Origin of the sequence: Kribbella sp. C-35 (assembly GCF_046549195.1) — a bacterium.
Classification (GTDB): Bacteria; Actinomycetota; Actinomycetes; order Propionibacteriales; family Kribbellaceae; genus Kribbella.
The window spans coordinates 76,688-93,954 of record NZ_JAJPWG010000001.1 but is presented as its reverse complement, the minus strand read 5'-3'; the positions used below and the strand labels follow the sequence as shown (position 1 = coordinate 93,954).

General features: G+C 68.2%; 18 protein-coding genes. 12 read left to right on the top strand and 6 right to left on the bottom strand.

Annotation, left to right across the window (positions count from 1 at the left end; translation table 11 throughout):
* Positions 1 to 35: 35 nt before the first annotated feature.
* Together ACLJOO_RS00475 and ACLJOO_RS00470 are read right to left on the bottom strand one after the other, a co-directional pair.
* Positions 36 to 944 (bottom strand): carbohydrate ABC transporter permease, encoded by a 909-nt coding sequence (locus tag ACLJOO_RS00475; RefSeq protein WP_410784742.1) that lies wholly within the window; start codon positions 942 to 944, stop codon positions 36 to 38.
* Positions 925 to 1,827 (bottom strand): carbohydrate ABC transporter permease, encoded by a 903-nt coding sequence (locus ACLJOO_RS00470; RefSeq protein WP_410784741.1) that lies wholly within the window; start codon positions 1,825 to 1,827, stop codon positions 925 to 927. The genes ACLJOO_RS00475 and ACLJOO_RS00470 overlap by 20 nt, the downstream gene beginning before the upstream one ends.
* 132 nt (positions 1,828 to 1,959) lie before the next feature.
* Here ACLJOO_RS00470 and ACLJOO_RS00465 point away from each other — a divergent pair, with 132 nt between their 5' ends.
* Both ACLJOO_RS00465 and ACLJOO_RS00460 read left to right on the top strand, forming a co-directional pair.
* Positions 1,960 to 3,009, top strand: coding sequence for a LacI family DNA-binding transcriptional regulator (locus ACLJOO_RS00465; RefSeq protein WP_410784740.1), 1,050 nt, complete (start codon positions 1,960 to 1,962; stop codon positions 3,007 to 3,009).
* Complete coding sequence (locus ACLJOO_RS00460; protein ID WP_410784739.1) at positions 2,940 to 3,776, top strand: alpha/beta fold hydrolase; 837 nt, start codon at positions 2,940 to 2,942, stop codon at positions 3,774 to 3,776. Before ACLJOO_RS00465 ends, ACLJOO_RS00460 begins: the two co-directional genes overlap by 70 nt.
* A 39-nt stretch (positions 3,777 to 3,815) precedes the next feature.
* On the opposite strand, the gene ACLJOO_RS00455 is transcribed toward ACLJOO_RS00460, so the two are convergent.
* A complete protein-coding gene (locus ACLJOO_RS00455) occupies positions 3,816 to 4,511 on the bottom strand; it encodes a CHAP domain-containing protein (protein WP_410784738.1) in 696 nt (231 codons plus the stop codon).
* Between the two features lie 158 nt (positions 4,512 to 4,669).
* Between ACLJOO_RS00455 and ACLJOO_RS00450 the strand changes: the two genes are divergently transcribed.
* On the top strand, positions 4,670 to 5,329 hold the full coding sequence (locus ACLJOO_RS00450) for an NBR1-Ig-like domain-containing protein (RefSeq protein ID WP_410784737.1): 660 nt from the start codon (positions 4,670 to 4,672) through the stop codon (positions 5,327 to 5,329).
* 52 nt (positions 5,330 to 5,381) lie between these two features.
* Entirely contained in the window at positions 5,382 to 7,241 is a 1,860-nt protein-coding gene (locus ACLJOO_RS00445; protein ID WP_410784736.1) for an alpha/beta hydrolase, read from the top strand.
* A gap of 76 nt (positions 7,242 to 7,317) precedes the next feature.
* Here the strand turns inward: ACLJOO_RS00445 and ACLJOO_RS00440 are convergent, their stop codons facing one another.
* A complete protein-coding gene (locus ACLJOO_RS00440; RefSeq protein WP_410784735.1) occupies positions 7,318 to 7,830 on the bottom strand; it encodes a GbsR/MarR family transcriptional regulator in 513 nt (170 codons plus the stop codon).
* A gap of 97 nt (positions 7,831 to 7,927) precedes the next feature.
* On the opposite strand from ACLJOO_RS00440, the gene ACLJOO_RS00435 reads away from it, so the two are divergent.
* The 6 genes from ACLJOO_RS00435 (at position 7,928) to ACLJOO_RS00410 (ending at position 13,640) form a co-directional block, all read left to right on the top strand.
* Positions 7,928 to 8,845 carry an ATP-binding cassette domain-containing protein gene (locus tag ACLJOO_RS00435; RefSeq protein ID WP_410784734.1) on the top strand — a complete coding sequence of 306 codons (918 nt, stop codon included), beginning with the start codon at positions 7,928 to 7,930 and terminating at the stop codon, positions 8,843 to 8,845.
* Entirely contained in the window at positions 8,842 to 10,440 is a 1,599-nt protein-coding gene (locus ACLJOO_RS00430; protein ID WP_410784733.1) for an ABC transporter permease, read from the top strand. Before ACLJOO_RS00435 ends, ACLJOO_RS00430 begins: the two co-directional genes overlap by 4 nt.
* 94 nt (positions 10,441 to 10,534) lie before the next feature.
* Positions 10,535 to 10,912, top strand: a complete 378-nt coding sequence (locus ACLJOO_RS00425) for a PPOX class F420-dependent oxidoreductase (protein WP_410784732.1) — start codon at positions 10,535 to 10,537, stop codon at positions 10,910 to 10,912.
* On the top strand, positions 10,905 to 12,098 hold the full coding sequence (cbiE, locus tag ACLJOO_RS00420) for a precorrin-6y C5,15-methyltransferase (decarboxylating) subunit CbiE (RefSeq protein ID WP_410784731.1): 1,194 nt from the start codon (positions 10,905 to 10,907) through the stop codon (positions 12,096 to 12,098). Before ACLJOO_RS00425 ends, cbiE begins: the two co-directional genes overlap by 8 nt.
* Before the next feature lie 25 nt (positions 12,099 to 12,123).
* Positions 12,124 to 12,864 carry a precorrin-4 C(11)-methyltransferase gene (gene cobM / locus ACLJOO_RS00415; RefSeq protein WP_410784730.1) on the top strand — a complete coding sequence of 247 codons (741 nt, stop codon included), beginning with the start codon at positions 12,124 to 12,126 and terminating at the stop codon, positions 12,862 to 12,864.
* The gene (locus ACLJOO_RS00410) at positions 12,861 to 13,640 is read left to right on the top strand and encodes a cobalt-precorrin-6A reductase (RefSeq protein ID WP_410784729.1); all 780 of its coding nucleotides are present in this window, start codon (positions 12,861 to 12,863) and stop codon (positions 13,638 to 13,640) included. The genes cobM and ACLJOO_RS00410 overlap by 4 nt, the downstream gene beginning before the upstream one ends.
* Here ACLJOO_RS00410 and ACLJOO_RS00405 read toward each other — a convergent pair.
* Positions 13,601 to 14,410 (bottom strand): TetR/AcrR family transcriptional regulator, encoded by an 810-nt coding sequence (locus ACLJOO_RS00405; RefSeq protein ID WP_410784728.1) that lies wholly within the window; start codon positions 14,408 to 14,410, stop codon positions 13,601 to 13,603. The genes ACLJOO_RS00410 and ACLJOO_RS00405 overlap by 40 nt on opposite strands.
* Before the next feature lie 78 nt (positions 14,411 to 14,488).
* Between ACLJOO_RS00405 and ACLJOO_RS00400 the strand changes: the two genes are divergently transcribed.
* Positions 14,489 to 15,337, top strand: a complete 849-nt coding sequence (locus ACLJOO_RS00400) for an SDR family oxidoreductase (protein WP_410784727.1) — start codon at positions 14,489 to 14,491, stop codon at positions 15,335 to 15,337.
* Positions 15,338 to 15,371: 34 nt separating this feature from the next.
* Entirely contained in the window at positions 15,372 to 16,037 is a 666-nt protein-coding gene (gene rpe / locus ACLJOO_RS00395) for a ribulose-phosphate 3-epimerase (protein ID WP_410784726.1), read from the top strand.
* On the opposite strand, the gene ACLJOO_RS00390 is transcribed toward rpe, so the two are convergent.
* Positions 16,002 to 17,228, bottom strand: coding sequence for an MFS transporter (locus tag ACLJOO_RS00390; protein WP_410784725.1), 1,227 nt, complete (start codon positions 17,226 to 17,228; stop codon positions 16,002 to 16,004). The genes rpe and ACLJOO_RS00390 overlap by 36 nt on opposite strands.
* Between the last annotated feature and the right edge of the window lie 39 nt (positions 17,229 to 17,267).

The window sequence follows — 17,267 nt, the reverse complement described above, 5'->3', positions numbered from 1 at the left end:
GATAGTCCTCTTCACAACAGTTCTCATTTCTGGCCTCATTTCTGGGTCGTGCTGCCGAGAGCGCCGAGGCCCTGGATGAAGTAACGCTGCGCGGCGAAGAAGATGATCAGCGGCGGCAGCATGTAGAGCAGGTTGGTGGCCATGTAGTAGCTCCAGTCCGGCGTCTTCCCGGCGAACGGGGAGATGAACGACGCCATACCGACCGACAACGGCCACTTGCCGGACGAGTACAGGTAGACCAGTGGATTCAGGTAGTCGTTCCAGGACGCCTGGAACGCGAGGATCGCCATCGTCAGCCAGGCCGGCCGGGTCAACGGCAGCATCACGCTGACGAAGATCCGCAGGTGCCCGGCGCCGTCGATCTTGGCCGCTTCATCGATGGAATAGGGGATCGCGAGAAAGTACTGGCGGGCCAGGAAGATGAACAGCGGGTTCCCGCCGAGGAACGCCGGGACGATCAGCGGCAGCCAGGTGTCGTACCAGCCGATGCTCTTGTACATCTGGAACAACGGGATCAGTCCGACGACGCCGGGCAGCAGCATGCTGCCGACGAACAGGTAGAACCACGTCTTGCGGCCCGGGAACCGCAACCGGGCCAGCGCGTAGCCGGCCATCATCGCGGTCATCACGCCGCCGATGACGCTCAACCCGGTGATGACGAACGAGTTCAGCAAGAGTTTCGGGAAGTGGATCGCCTTCGGCCCGTTGATGAAGTTGCTCCACGTCCACTCGTGCGGCAGCAACTTCGGCGGGATGTCGAACACGGCGGTCCGGCTCTTCAGGCCGATCGTGATCATCCACAGCAGCGGTACGACCATCACCGCGCAGATGAACAACGCGACGACGTACCACGCCGTCGTACCGACGAGGCGCGGCTTCTTCTTCGCGGGGGCGACGCTCTCGATTGCGTCGGCGACGGTGGTTTCAGTCGGAAGTGCTGTCACTGTACGTCCAGAGCGAGGAGAACTTCGCGGTCAGGGCGATCACGGCGATGATGATCACGAACAGCACCCACACCTGTGCGGACGCGTACCCCAGTTGCGGGATCCGGCCCAGGGTCGGGAAGCCGTTCTCGTAGATCGAGAGCATCAGCACCTTGGTGCTGAACCCTGGTCCGCCGTTGGTCAGGATCTTCGGCTGGTTGAAGGTCTGCAGCGCGGCGGTGGTCTGCAGGATCACCTGCAGCAACATGATCGGGCTGATCATCGGCATCGTGATCCGGAAGAACACCGACCACGGACCGGCGCCGTCGACGCGGGCAGCCTCGTACAGTTCGGTCGGCACGGACTGCAGTGCGGCCAGGAAGATGATCATCGTCCCGCCGACGCCCCACAGCATCACCATCACCACGGACGGCATCGACGTACTCGGGCCCTGCAACCACAGGCTCGTCGGCAGGCCGAGCCGGTCGAGGATCGTGTTCAGCAACCCGACCTGCGGGTCGAGGATGAACTTCCAGAGCGTGATCGTGGCGACCGCCGGCAGCACCACCGGCAGGTACGCGAGCGTGCGGACGATCCGTACACCGGCGAAGCGCTGGTTGCAGAACATCGCCAGCGCCAGGCCGAGGATCAGCGACAACGGGACATAGAGCACCACCAGATAGCCGGTCGCCCGCAACGCCGGCCAGAACGCCGGGTCGGTGGTGAACAGCCTCCGGAAGTTGCCGAGGCCAACGAAGACCGGGTCGGTCAACCCGTTGTACTTCGTCAGCGCGAGATAGAACGATCGAATCAGCGGATACCCCACGAAGACCAGGAACCCGATCACCGCGGGCGCGATGAACAGGTACGCCGCCCTCACGTCGGAGCCTGCGTTACGGCTCATCCCACCACGAGTGCGTCTTTTGGTGGTCGATCCGCCTAAAGAGACTGAATTCATCCGGCCTCCTGGACGGTAACGTTTCCAACGTTTTACTGTTGGGTGACGATGCCGTGTCGTGAAAAGGAAGTCAACCCCGTGTCCGAAACGTTTCCAAGCCAGCCAGAGGTCAGCCGGCCGACGATGATCGACGTCGCCCGGCGGGCCGGTGTCGGCCTCGGCACGGTGTCGCGTGTGGTGAACGGAGGCCACGGCGTCCGCGACGAGACCGCGCAGCGAGTCCGTGCGGCGATCGACGAGCTCGGGTTCCAGCGCAACGAGGTGGCCCGGGCGCTGCGGCCGGGCAAGAAGTCGACCAGTCTGGCGCTGGTGCTCGGCGACCTGACCAACCCGTTCTACGCGAGCATCGCGAAGGCGTCGCTCGAAGTCGCCGGGCAATCCGGATTCGCCGTCGTCCTGGGCAGTGTGGACGAGGACCCGGAGGGTGAGAAGCGGGCCATCCAGGAGCTGGTCAGCCGGCAGGTCGCCGGTCTGATGATCGTGCCCGACCAGGGCGATCACGCGTTCCTGCAGGGCGCCGGCGTACCGGTCGTGTTCGTCGACCGTCCGGCGACCGGGATCGACGCGGACATCGTGATGGTCGACAACGAGGGCGGCGGGCGGATCGCGGCCGAACACCTGCTGGAGCAGGGCCACGAGCGGATCGCGATCATCCTCGCGCCGTCGTACTACACGATCGGGCGCCGCCTGCGCGGGTTCCGGCGCGCGCATCGGGCCGCGGGGATCGAGGTCGACGAGTCGCTGGTCATCCAGCTTCCCGAGGGCAACGCGGAGGCCGCGGAGAAGGCGACCCGCGAGGTGATGCTGCGACCCGATCCGCCGACCGCGATCTTCTCCTCGACGAACTTCCTCACCGAGGGTGTGCTGCGTGCTCTCGGTGAGCTCGGCCGGGAGCCTGCGGTGGTCGGCTTCGACGACTTCCGGCTCGCCGACATGCTGCCGACGCCGGTCACGGTCGTTGCCTCCGACATCGCCGAGCTCGGCCGCAGCGCGGCGCGGCTGCTGCTCGATCGCGCGTCGGGTGCGGACACCCGTCCGCCGCAGCGGATCGTGCTGCCGTGCGCGCTGATCGAGCGCGGGTCGGGGGAGCGGCCACCGGATTCTGCTGGGAAGAGAAGCAGTCGTTGACGGCCGGGCGCGCGGGTAGCGTCGCCCGCGTGCACTACGAATCCTTCGGTACGGGACGGCCGATCGTCTTCCTGCCCGGCTGGGGCGGCGCCGCCGGCGAAGGTCGCGACGTCCACGAGCCGGTGTTCGAGGGACGTCGGGGGTGGCGCCGGATCTACATCGACCCGCCGGGCACCGGCCAGTCGCCCGCCGTGCCGTCGATCACGGACCAGGACGGCATGCTCTCGGCGATCGCGGATCTGATCGACGAACTCGTCGACGATGAGCCGTTCGCTCTCGCCGGTACGTCGGCCGGCGGACTGCACGCCCGCGGCATCGTGAAGCGCGACCCGGCCCGCGTCCTCGGTCTCCTGTTGCGCGTGCCGGGAATCGTCGTCGACCGCACCAAGCGGACGCTGCCGACGGAGGAGTACCTGATCAAGACGGCGGCGTACCAGGAAGCCTGGACCGACAAGCAGCACCGCTACTACGACCCGGCCGAAGTGCAGGCAGACCTCGAGTTCCTGGGCCGGATCCAGGGCGACGTCGCGACGTACGCGCTCCGCGAGGATCCGGCCGCCCGCTTCGAAGGCCCGACGCTGATCGTGACCGGCCGGCAGGACACGATGACGGGCTACGCCGACGCATGGCCGATCCTCGATGACTATCCCCGCGCGACGTACGCCGTCCTGGACCAGGAGGGCCACGACCTGCCGGTGCAGCGGGCGGGTCTGTATCGCGCGCTGGTGTCGGACTGGCTGGACAGGATTGAGCACCCGGACGCGTGAGGGGCGGAACGCGCGTCCGGGTGCTGCCTAGGGGGAGGGTCAGAAGTTCGGCCAGGCCCAGCCGAGGTAGCTGCTGAAGTAGGGCAGCGCGCGGGTGCCGATGGCGCCGCTGACACTGGTCGCCCAGAAAGTGCCGTCTCCCTTGGCGACTCCGACGTGGCCGTACGGCGCGGCGAGGTTCCAGAACACCAGGGCGCCCTTCGGCGGGTTCAGGTCACCGCGATGCGCGACGCCACGGGCCACGGCGTCGTTCCAGTCGGCCATCGCGGAGGCCCAGATCCCGGTCTTCCCGTACGAGTTCTCGGCGGCCATCTCGCAGTACTCCTGGTACGCGGTCGACCCACTGCGGGCGGCGTACCAGGCAATGGCCTTGTCTGCGCGCGGGTTGCTCGTGCAGAGCGGCGCGACCAGGCCGCTGCTGCCGGTGTTGACGTAGGCGTCTGTGATGAAACCCTTGCCGGGGATGTGGTCCCAGATCAGGCTGCGGCCGAACTTGCCGGTCACCGGCTCGCCGTAGATCTGGCAGTCGATCTCGACCGGTCCGTCGGGCTGGTTGCCGACCGTGCCGAAGCTGGTCGCGTTGCCGGACCGGATGGCGACGCCGGTGTTGCTGTCGGTGTCCACGGTTCCGGTGGCGGCGCTGGCCGGCAGGACGCCGGTGCCGACGAGAGCGCCGGCGCTGAGAAGGGCGAGGGCGGTGAGGCGGGCGGTGATGCGCATGAGGGCGGTACGCATGGTGGTGATCCCTTCTGGAGTTGTACTCGCAGGGAACCAAAAAGTGACCGCGTTGTCGCAGTGGGCAACGGAGCTGAATCACTGAGATTTGGTACTTTATGTAGATAAGTGACGGCGAGAGCGGAGAGTGCGCCGTGCGCCCAGCCCAGGCTCGGTATGTGATCGGAGCTCGCATGCGCGAGCTGCGCGAGGCTGCCGGGGTGGCTTTGACCCGCGCCGCCTCCGAATCCGGCTGGGACAAGGGGCACCTGTCCCGGGTCGAGCGCGGTCACACCAAGCCGAGCCGCGAGCTGATCGAGTGGTACGACGACTCGTTCGGAGCGAACCAGGCTCTGGTCAACCAGTTGATGGAGCTCGACGCCGCCGTACGGGCCGGCCGCGACATGTCGCAGCGGGACATGCGCCGCCATGTGCAACCGGTGCTGCTCGGCGGATCCGTACCGATCGATCACCACCCCGACGACCGGGCGGAACTGGTGGGGGAGACCGTGCCAGACGGTACGCGGGTGTGCCGGGAACAGATGTTCGAGAAGACGTGGGAGCTCCGCAACAGCGGCGAACGCCAGTGGCACAACCGCTACCTAACCCGCCAAGGCGCCCCCGGCGCGCCGGGGTGGCTGAGGTCACCGGCGCGCGAGCGGGTGCCCGACGCCGGGCCCGGCGACGTCGTGACGGTGCGGATGACCTTGCGGGCGCCGTCCCAGGTCGGTGCGTCGACGGCGTACTTCAAGATCACCGACGCAGCCGGCCGGCTCTACTACCCGGGACTCGAGTCACCACCGATCTTCTGCACGATCTTCACCGCGTACGAGCTGTGACGATAGGTTTGCCTGCATTCCTGATCCCCGCCCGGATACACGGAGTTCGCAGATGATGAGATCTCGCACGATCGCCCTGGCCCTCGCCGCGCTGCTCGTCGTACCGCAGCTGGCCGTCGGCACCGCTAACGCGGTGCACCCGTCGAGGGGACCGGTGGATCCGCCGGTGCCCGCCATTCCGCAGAAGTATCTCGACCAGCCGGTCAACTGGTCGGTCTGCTCGTTCGACGCCGCAGTCAAGCGCTTGTACCCGCAGGCGCCGACCACGAACTGCGCCACGGTCACCGTCCCGATGGACTGGGCGCACCCGGACGCGCATCCGGACGTGAAGGTGGCGATCTCCTACAGCAAGGCCACCGGTTCGTCGAAGGGCCTGATGACCACGAACCCGGGCGGACCGGGTGGCGCGGGCCTGACGCTGTCCGCGTCGCTCGCGGTCGAGAAGCCGCAGCTGTTCAGCGACTTCGACCTGCTCGGGTTCGACCCGCGCGGCTTCGGCCAGAGCACGCCGCTGCAGTGCCTGACCACGACCGAGAAGCTGAACGCGCTGCCGGTGACGCCGGACTACAAGGAGCGCACCAAGCTGACCCATGAGGTCGAGGTGGCTGAGGCGAAGCTGCAGGCCGAGGCGTGTGCGGCGACCGAGTTCGGCCGGTTCGTCAGCAGCCAGCAGACCGTGTACGACATGGAGTTCCTGCGGGCGCTGCTGAAGGCCCGCCAGCTGAACTTCATCGGCTACAGCTACGGCACCTGGCTCGGCGGCTGGTATGCCGACGCGTACCCGGCGCGGGTCGGGCGGTTCGTGCTCGACTCGAACATGGACTGGACCCACACGCAGTGGGCGAACATGAACTTCGACCCGTTCTCCGGCCAGCGGCGGCGGGACACCCAGCTCATCCCGTGGATCGCCCGGCACGCCGACATGATCCAGGGGCTCGGGTCGACGCCGACGCAGGTGACCGCGAAGTACGACCAGGTCCGCGCCGACCTGGTGAAGCTGGTGAAGGCCGGCACCAGTAGTGTCCGCGGCGACAACCTGGACGGCATGATCTACAGCGCGCAGTACGGCAACGTGCGCTTCATCCGGGCCACGCTCGACATCCTCGTGCACGACGAGTACGTGAAGGACCCGTCGGCGTCCGGTGAGGTCGAGCTGCGGCACGTCGACCGCGCATGGGCCCGGATCTCGCCTGAACTGCAGGCCTTCGACACTCTCGCCGCGATCCGCGCCCGGTACGGCGTGACATCCGCGGCCACGTCCGCGGCAGCCGCCGCGGTGCGTGTCGACTCGGCCCGGTCGGTCATTGCGGACGCCCGGGCGACTGCGGCCAGGTCCAGCGGTGACGCGACCGTCAACCTCGGCGCGATCAGTACGACGGTCCGCTGCAACGACACCGCGTTCAGCCACGACCCGGGGTACTACCTGCGCGAGGCCGACAAGATGGCGCGCAAGTACAGCTTCTTCGGCTATCTGAACGGCGTACCGATGTGCGCGTTCTGGCCGTACCCGCCGCAGGACCGGAAGGTCGACCTCGTGGGCTCGCCGCGAATCCTGATGGTGCAGGACGAGCTGGACCCGGCGACGGCGTACGAGGGTGCGCTGCGGACCCATGAGGACACCGCCAAGGCGACCCGGTTCGTTGCCATCGACGACGAAGGTCAGCACGGGCAGTACGTCGGCTCGCCGTCGGCCTGCGTGGAGGAGATCGGCGACCGGTTCGTGTTCGCCGGCGAGCTACCCGGTAAGGACCAGGTCTGCGGGACGTCACCGCTACCCGCCGAGCTGTCGGTCTACCCGGTCGACGGCCCGGTCGACGGCAACGCCGTACACCTGCCGAAGTCGAAGCAGCCGCGGGTGAACCCAATCCTGCAGCAGAGCCTCGACGCGGTGGCGAACAGCACTCTCCGCTGACCGGAGACACCCAATGGGGGCCTTGGACAAGCAATAGCCTGTTCAAGGTCCCCGTTGCCTGTCCGCAGTACGGCGCTCAGCGGTCGGGCGCGTCGTACTCCGCGGCGATTTCGGCGTCCAGTTCGGCTTTGCGTTTGACCCAGCGGTCGGTGAGGCCCTTGACCTCTTCGCTGATGAAGTCGATGAAGCCGAGCGAGATGCGGATGCGGTGGTGGGCGTCGGTGCCGTCGCCGGCGGCGTCGAGGACCTTGCGGAGGGATTCGGACCAGCGCAGCAGTGAGGCGTCCTCGCTCATCATCGTCTGGTACCAGGCGTCGTCCTGTACGACGTACACGTCGCGGCGGCTCCCGGGCTCGCGCTCGCGGGTCGCCAGGCGCAGTTGCAGCAGGTAGTTGACCGCGCCGGAGACCGCGGCGGGACTGGCCTGTAGCTGGTCGGACAGTTCGGCGGCTGTCATCCGCCCGTCCACGCTGGACAGGATCGCGGCGAACACCCGGGCGGCCATCCGCGGCCAGCCGGTCTCGGCCAGCAGGTTGCCGAACTGCTCGGTGTATCGCCGGACGGCGTCGTCGTCTCGAAGTGCACTCACCGCCCCATCATCCCCTCTGAGTCGCTCGATTACCTGACCTGTGAGAAACGTGTTAGCAAGATTCACAAACTTCTGAATGAAGTGTACGTTATGAATCATGACATCAGCCATCGTGGTCTCTGGACTGCACAAGTCGTACGGAAGTACGCACGCCCTCGACGGTCTCGACCTTGAGGTCGCGACCGGTGAGGTGCACGGCTTCCTCGGGCCGAACGGCGCCGGGAAGTCCACCACCATCCGCGTCCTGCTCGGACTGCTGCGCGGTGACGCCGGTGATGTCTCGCTGCTCGGCGGTGACCCGTGGCACGACGCCGCGAAGCTGCACCGGCGGCTGGCGTACGTCCCGGGCGACGTGAACCTGTGGCCGAACCTGACCGGCGGCGAGGTGATCGACCTGCTCGGCCGGCTCCGTGGCGGGCTGGACGAGAAGAAGCGCGACGAGCTGCTGCGCCGGTTCGACCTCGACCCGACCAAGAAGGGCCGGACGTACTCCAAGGGCAACCGGCAGAAGGTCGCCCTGGTCGCCGCTCTCGCTTCGGATGTGGAGCTCCTGATCCTGGACGAGCCCACCTCCGGCCTGGACCCGCTGATGGAGGAGGTGTTCCGGCAGTGCATCGAGGATGAGCGTCAGCGCGACCGCACCGTGCTGCTGTCGAGCCACATCCTGTCCGAGGTCGAGGCCCTGTGTGACCGGATCAGCATCATCCGCCGCGGCAAGGTGGTCGAGACCGGCACGCTGGCCGACCTGCGTCACCTCACGCGTACGTCGATCCACGCCGAGCTGGCCGGGTCGCCGAACGGCATCGCGCAGCTGCCGGGGATCCACGATCTCGATGTCCAGGGCAACCGGGTCCGCTGCGAGGTGGACACCGCCCAGCTCGAGGCCGTGATGCGGCAGCTGTCCGCGAGCGGCATAAAGAGCCTGGTGGCGCAGCCGCCGACGCTCGAGGAGCTGTTCCTGCGGCACTACGAGGACGACGTACCTGCTGCTCAGCCCGAGGCGGCCGTGCGATGAACGACTTCGTCGGTACCGGGACGCTGGTGCGGCTCGCGCTGCGCCGGGACCGGATCCTGATCCCGATCTGGATCGTCGTGTTCGTGATGACGGCCGCCGGCTCGGCCAAGGCGACGATGGACCTGTACACGGACCCCAAGGCGCTGGTCGACGCGGCACGTACGTCGAACGCGTCACCCGCGCTGGTCTCGCTGTACGGGCGGATCTTCGACGAGTCCTCGCTCGGGGAGGTCTCGCTGTTCAAGCTCACCGCGTTCGGCGCGCTCCTGGTCGGGTTGCTCGGCGGCATGCTCGTCGTACGGCACACCCGCAGCGAAGAGGAGTCCGGGCGGCTTGAGCTGCTGAGTGCCGGCGTACTCGGTCGGTACGCCGCTCTGGCGTCTGCGCTGATCGTGTCCGGGGCGACTGTGGTCGTGCTCGGGCTGCTGACCGCGCTGTCGCTGATGGGCAGTGGCTTGGACACGAAGGGGTCGTTCGCGTTCGGGTTGATGTGGGCGGCTGCTGGACTGTCGTTCGCCGGTGTGGCTGCGGTGACCTCACAGGTCAGCGAGAGCGCCCGCGCCGCGAACGGGCTGACTGCAGTAGTGCTCGGTGTGGCGTACGTGCTGCGAGCCATCGGCGACTCGTCCGCAGACGGCAGCACGCAGTGGGTGTCGTGGCTGTCACCGATCGGCTGGTCGCAGCAGGTCCGTGCGTACGCCGGTGACCGGTTCGCCGTACTACTGGTGCCGCTGGCGTTCCTCGCCGTACTGATCGCTGCAGCAACCGCACTGATCCGGCGGCGCGACCTAGGCGCCGGTCTGGTTCCTCCACGTCCCGGACCGCCCCGCGCGGCCAAGTCGTTGCGTTCGCCGCTCGCGCTGGCGTGGCGGCTGCACCGAGGCTCGCTGTACGCCTGGGGTTTCGCATTCCTGCTCCTGGGTCTGCTGGTCGGCAACATCGCCAGCAACGTCGACGGGTTCGTGACCAGCGAGAGTGCGAAGGAGATGGTGCAGAAGCTCGGTGGCGTGGAGGGCATCACCGATGCGTTCCTGGCGACAGAGATGGGCGTGATGGGGCTGCTCGCGTCGGCGTTCGGTATCCAGGCCGCGCTCCGGCTGCGGTCGGAGGAGACCGCGCTCCGGGCTGAGCCGCTGCTGGCGACCGGTGTTACCCGTGCACAGTGGCTGGCGAGCCACGTGCTGATGGCACTGCTCGGCACCGGCGCACTGATCCTGGTCGCCGGGCTGGGCTCTGGCATCTCGAGTGGAGCGTCGCTTGGCAACATGGGCCGTCAGGTGCCGCAGATGATCGCCGCGGCCGCCGTACAACTGCCTGCCATCTGGCTGGTGACCGCACTGGTCGTCGTCCTGTTCGGGCTCGCGCCCAAGCTGGTGACCGGGGGATGGGCGCTGTACGGCGTGTTCCTGCTGATCGGTCAGTTCGGCGAGATCTTCAACCTGCCGCAGTGGATGATCAACCTCAGCCCGTACGGCCACACCCCGCGGCTGCCGGGCGGTGACTTCTCCGTCGCACCGGTCCTCTGGCTGACCGGGATCGCCGCAGCACTCACGATCGCCGGCTTCGCCACGTTCCGCCGCCGCGACATCGGCTGACGTTCGGCTCACCATGATCAGCGCTGGTCTGAGGGGTCCAGCGCTCATAGGCCCGCCCGGCACGTCACCGGGCGGGCCTGTCTACGATCGCTGGGTGTTCAGTGAGCAGCTGGTTGAGTTCTGGAGCGAGCGGCACCTGTGTGTGCTGAGTACGGTCCGGTCAGACGGGACGGTGCACGCGACGCCCGTCGGAGCGACCTTGGACGTCGAGGCGGGACTGGTGCGGGTGATTTGCTCCGGTACGTCGTACAAGGCCCGCGCAATCAGGCGGCTCGGGGAGGCGGCTGTCGCGGTGACACAGGTGGACGGCCGCCGCTGGAGCACGATCGAGGGTCGTGCTGTGGTCAGCGACGAACCTGCGCGGGTGCACGAGGCCGAACGGCGCTACGCCAAGCGCTACAAGGAGCCACGGGTCAACCCACAGCGCGTAGTCATCGAGATCACCGTGACGAAGGTCCTGGGCAATGCCTGACCCCGTCACCGTCGTAGGCCTAGGCGCCGACGGCTGGACCGGCCTCTCAATCCCAGCCCGCACAGCCATCGAACAAGCCGACCTCCTCCTCGGCAGCCCCCGCCAACTAGCTCTGATTCCTGAACAAGATGTCTCGCGGGTCGCCTGGCCTTCGCCGTTGTCCGAGGCTCTTCCGCGGTTGCTGGCGGAGCACCGGGGGCGGCGGATCTGTGTGTTGGCGAGTGGGGACCCGACGTTCCACGGCATCGGTACGACGCTGGTCCGGCTGCTCGGCGCCGACGCCGTACGCGTGATCCCGCAGCCGTCGAGCGTCTCCCTGGCGTGCGCGCGGCTCGGCTGGGCGCAGGACCAGGTGCAGGTGGTGAGCCTGGTGACCAACCCGGTCGAGCGACTCCACCCGCATCTCCAGCCCGGCCGACGAGTCCTGATCCTCAGCCGAGGCGCCCAAACCCCGGCCGAGGTCGCGGATCTGCTGGTTGCCCGCGGCTACGGCTCCAGCGAGTTCACCGTCCTCGAACAACTCGGCGGTCCAACCGAACGCGTCCGTACGACGAACGCCACCGACTGGTCCGACGAAGTCGACCCGCTCAACGTCATCGCCGTACTCTGCCCGTTCGACGCCCCCGTCCTCTCAACCGCACCCGGCCTACCCGACGACGCGTACGAGAACGACGGCCAGCTGACCAAACGCGAAGTACGCGCCGTCACGCTGTCCCGCCTCGCACCCGTCCCCGGCCAACTGCTCTGGGACATCGGCGGCGGCGCAGGCAGCATCGCGATCGAGTGGTCCCGCCACCACCCGTCCTGCCGCGCGATCGCCGTCGAACGCGACCCCGACCGCGCGAAACGCCTGGAACGCAACGTGTCCGCGCTAGGTGCCGCAGTAGAGATCGTCGAAGGCACAGCCCCGACAGCGCTCGAAGGTCTCGAATCCCCGGACGCGGTCTTCATCGGCGGGGGAGCGACTGCCGCCGGCATGTTCGACGCCTGCTGGAACGCGCTCCGCCCTGGGGGTCGCCTGGTCGCCAACGGCGTCACGCTGGAAACCGAATCCCTGATAGCCCAGTGGTACAAGGCCATCGGCGGCGACCTCATCCGCCTGGACGTACAACGCGCCTCCGCCATCGGCACCATGACCGGCTGGCGCCCCGCCATGCCGGTAACCATCTGGAGCGTGACCAAGTGACCATCTCGATGCCGGGCCTCGACTCATGACGGTCCATTTCATCGGAGCCGGACCCGGTGCCGCCGACCTGATCACCGTCCGCGGCCGCGACCTGATCACGTCGTCACCCGTCTGTCTGTACGCCGGTGCGCTCGTCCCGGTCGAACTTCTCGACCACTGCCCGCCCGGCGCCCGCAAGGTCGACACCGCGAACCTGACCCTCGACGAGATCGTCACCGAACTCGCCACCGCGCACACCGCCGGCCTCGACGTCGCCCGCCTGCACTCCGGCGACCCGTCCGTCTTCAGCGCGATGGCCGAACAGATGCGCCGCCTCGACAGCCTCGAGATCCCGTACGACGTGACGCCCGGCGTACCGGCGTACGCCGCAGCCGCCGCGACCCTCGGCCGTGAGCTGACCGTTCCCGAGGTCGGGCAGACCGTCGTCCTCACCCGGATCGGGGGCAGCGCCAGCGCGATGCCGGCCGGCGAGGATCTCGCGACCCTCGGCGCGAGTCAGGCGACGATCGTTCTGCATCTTGCGGTGCAGCAGATCGAGCGTGTGGTCGAGGAACTCGTGCCGAACTACGGCGCGGACTGCCCGGTCGCGGTCGTCGCGCGTGCTTCTCGCGACGACGAGGTGGTCCTGCGCGGAACGCTTGCCGATATCGCGGAGCAGGTGAAGTCCGCGGGCGTTCGCCGTACCGCAGTCATCATCGTCGGAAAGGTGCTGACGGCAACAGCCTTCCGGGACAGTCATCTCTACTCGGCCGATCGGTCTCGATGAAGGTTCTGCTGCTCGGCGGGACAGGGGAGGCTCGCGAGCTGGCGGGGTTGCTGACTGGGGCCGGGATCGAGGTGGTGTCATCGCTTGCCGGGCGGACGTCCGATGCTCGGGTGCCGGTTGGTGAGGTGCGGGTTGGCGGGTTCGGTGGGGCGGGCGGGCTAGCGGGGTGGTTGCTGGGGTATCCGGTTGATGCGGTGATCGATGCGACGCATCCGTTTGCGGCGAAGATCACTGAGAATGCGTTTTCCGCGACGCGCGAGGTCGGTACGCCGCTGTTGGTGCTGCGGCGGCCGGGTTGGACTTCGGAGCCTGATGACAACTGGCATTGGGTCGACACCGCTTCCGCTGCTGCCGAGTTGCTGCCGAGGCTCGGGACGCGCGCGTTTCTGACGATCGGGCGGCAGGGGCTCGATGCCTTCGCTGGTACCGGACTGTGGACGCTTGCCCGGTGCGTCGACCCGCCCGAACCTCGTCCCACGTGGTGCACCCTGATGCTTGCCCGCGGCCCCTTCACGCTCGCCGACGAGGAGACAATCCTCCGCGACCACGACATCGACGTACTCGTCACCAAGGACAGCGGCGGCCCCGCCACAGCCGCCAAACTCACCGCGGCCCGCCGACTCGCAATCCCCGTAGTCATAATCCACCGACCACCCGTACCCACGGCTCCTGCGGGTTCCGCGGGTCCTGCTGGTTCTGTGGGGCATGAGGTTGTCGAGACGGTCGAGGAAGCCGTTCAGTGGGTAATGCGAGCGAGCCACTCACCGAGCACCTGACGCTCGCCGTCAGTCAACATCTCAAGCTCCGCCAGCCGCGCCCGCAACGCATTCGCAGCCGTCACCACCCCACCACTCCGCATCCCACCCGCCCGCGCCCTGCCGTCTGCGGGGTCGGTTGCGATAGCCGTGATCAAGGCGTCGAACATCGTGTCCGCGAGCCGTGGGTCGCGGCGGTCCTCGGGGACGGCTAGCAGTGCTAGTACGGCGCCTGAACCGGCCGCCTGTACTAGTTCCGCGGCCAGGTCCTCGTCGACCCGCAACCGTCCGGCGGCTGCGATGTTGCGGATCCGGGTTCGCAGAATCGCCAGCCCGGCCTCGGCTGCAGCGGGGCGCCGGCCCGGCTGCGTGTCGGCGTACATCAGCAGGAAGAGTGCCGGGTTCGCGAGCCCGAACCCGATGTGCAGATCCCATCCCGCGCGGAGGTCCGTGATCGGGTCTGCCGTCGGATCGAGCGGTGGTTTGTCCGCGAGGTACGTCGCGAACCCGTACTCCAGCACCGCGGCGAGCAGCCCGTCCTTGTCGCCGAACAACCGGTAGATCGTCGGCGCCTGCGTACCCGCCGCAGCCGCCACCGCCCGCGTCGACACAGCGTCCCGCCCACCACTCGCAAGCAGCTCCGCCGCAACCTCGACGATGTGAGCCCGCATCCGATCCCGCCCACGCACCCCGACGCCGCCCGCACCGTCACCGCTGGTGCTGGCGCCTCCCGCACCGTGGGCGCTGGTGGTCTCGTCGCTTGGTGTCTCGTTCGTCTGCAGCTCCTCCACGCGCCAAAGGTAGCGGTTGGCTCGTCCTGTTAACAGTGATAGCGTCGATCTGTATCCACTGATAACAAGGAGTTGTGCATGATCATCGTCACCGGAGCGACCGGCCGCCTCGGCCGTGCTGTCGTCGACCGCCTCGCCGACCGTGTCCCCATCGACCAACTCGGCGTCAGCGTGCGTGATCCGGAGAAGGCCGCGGACCTTGCCGCCCGCGGTGTTCGCGTACGGCGCGGGGACTTCGGCGACCCAGACGCGCTCGAGCACGCATTCGAAGGCGCCACCCAGGTACTGATCGTTTCCGGCCCGGCCGACCCCGAGCCGCACCACATCGCGATCGACCTCGCCAAGACCGCCGGCGCCGAGCGCATCCTCTACACCAGCCACCAGGCCGCGAACCTCGACTCCCTGTTCATCGCGACCCAAGGCCACGCCGCAACCGAACAGGATCTGGCCAACTCCGGCGTACCGTTCACCGCGCTCCGCAACGGCTTCTACGCGAGTACGCCGGTCTTCCTGCTGCGATCCGCGCTGGAGACGGGGGAGCTGATCCTGCCGGAGGACGGGCCGTTCTCCTGGACAGCGCACCGGGATCTGGCCGACGCGGCAGTGATCGCGCTAATCGAGCCTGGACGTCTGGACGGCATCACGCCGCCGCTGACCGGGCCGGAGCTGTTCGACTACGCGGACATCGCTGCGATCGCCTCGGACCTCGTCGGGCGGAAGATCACTCGGGTGACGGTGCCGGACGAGGAGTGGAAGCGGGCGGCGCTCGGGCGCGGGATGCCGGAGTTCCTGGCCGACCTGACGCTGGGCATCTTCGCGGCCGCCCGCCGCGGCGAGTTCGCCGTCGTCGACCCCACGCTCCCAGCACTCCTCGGCCGCCCAGCCACCACCCTCCGCGAAGTACTCACCGCCGAGCTCACCACCTGACAGCTGTCCATCCCCGGGTCGATAGATTGGCGTCATGGGGATTCAGATCGCGCCGAGCATCCTGTCCGCCGACTTTGCGCGGCTGTCTGACGAGGCCGCTGCTGTGTCGAATGCGGACTGGCTGCATGTCGACGTGATGGACAACCACTTCGTGCCGAATCTGACCCTCGGGATGCCGGTGGTCGAGTCGCTGGCGAAGGCGACCGACATGCCGCTCGACTGTCACCTGATGATCGAGGACCCGGACCGCTGGGCGCCTGGGTACGTCGAGGCGGGCGCGTCGAGCGTCACGTTCCACGTCGAGGCCTGCCGGGCGCCGATCCGGACCGCGCGCGAGATCCGGGCCAAGGGCGCGCGCGCCGCGATGGCACTCAAGCCCGCAACCCCGATCGAGCCGTACGAGGACCTGCTGGCCGAGCTCGACATGATCCTGATCATGACCGTCGAGCCCGGCTTCGGCGGGCAGAAGTTCCTCGACGTGTGCGTACCGAAGATCCGCCGCACCCGCCAACTCCTCGACAAGCACGGCCTGGACCTGTGGATCGAGATCGACGGCGGCGTCTCGGTCGACACCATCGAGCGCTGCGCCGACGCCGGCGCCGATGTGTTCGTGGCCGGCTCGGCCGTGTACGCCGCCGACGACCCGAACGCGATGGTCGAGCAGCTACGCGGTCTCGCCGAGCAGGCCGCCGGCCGGTAAGTCAGGCCCACTCGGCTCCGGCTCCACCTCCGGCGGCACCCGCAACAGCAAGACCGTCGACACCACCGCGAGTACGGCGGCCATCAGCCACACGTACCGCACGCCGAAGCCTTCGATCACCGCACCCGCAACCGCGGCCCCGATCGCCGCGCCGCCGGTCGCCGCGCTGCCCATCCACCCGAACACCTCGGTCCGCGCGACGTCCGGCGTCAACGAACCCAGCCGCCCGTACAGCGCACCGATCGCCGGCGCCAACGTCAGCCCCGACACCGTCAACGCGATCCCCAGCGACACCGACGACCAAGTAGCGAACACGCACAACAGCATCCCGACCGCGACGAGAGCAGCCCGCCGCCAGAGGTACGACGTACGCCGACCGGGCAACGCGCCCGCGACGGCGCCGCCGACCAGGCTGCCGAACGCCCAGACGGCCTCGAGGATCCCGGCGATCAGCCGCTGACCGTGGTCGTCGGCGAACGCGACGATGGCCAGCGAGATCCCGTTGAACGACATCACCCAGAGGCCGAACGCGAGGATCAACGGCAACCGGTGCCGATGCCAGAGCAGCTGCCGCGCGGTCAACGGCACCGTAGTGTGCTCGTCCCGGGGGAGCGGCGAAGGTTGTCGGAGCGCATACCACCAGATGAAGACGGCCGACATCACGGCCGCGAGCAGTACGCCGACTCGCGGGCTCGCCACGCTGACCGCGGTTGCCCCGAGCATCGGCCCGACCATGAACAGCAGCTCCTGCGCGGTCGCATCCACGGAGTACGCCGTCCGCAGCGCCGGGCCCGACACGACGCGCGGCCATGCGGCCCGCAACGTCTGCATGACCGGCGGCACCAGGGCGCCGGCGATCAGAGCCAGCAACGGCAACAACCGATGCAACCCGGTCGGCAAGAGAGCGATCGAGAAGAGCGCGACACTCCAGGCGATCCCGGTCGCGAGCAGCACGCCACGAGGTCCGCGCCGGTCGGCCGTGCGCGACCAGAGCGGTCCCGCAACCGCCGTACCGACCGAATAGGCGCCTGCGACAACGCCTGCCCACCGGAACGAGCCGCTCGCGTCCTTGGCCAGGAACGCGATCGGCACCATCGTCGCGAGCATGGGCAGCCGGGCGAGCAGCGACGACACGAGCAGCGTCATCACACCGTGCGCTCGCCACAACTCGCGGTACCCGGCCAAATCCATGCCCGCATTCTTGCCCCCGCCGCCGACAGTTTCCGTGCG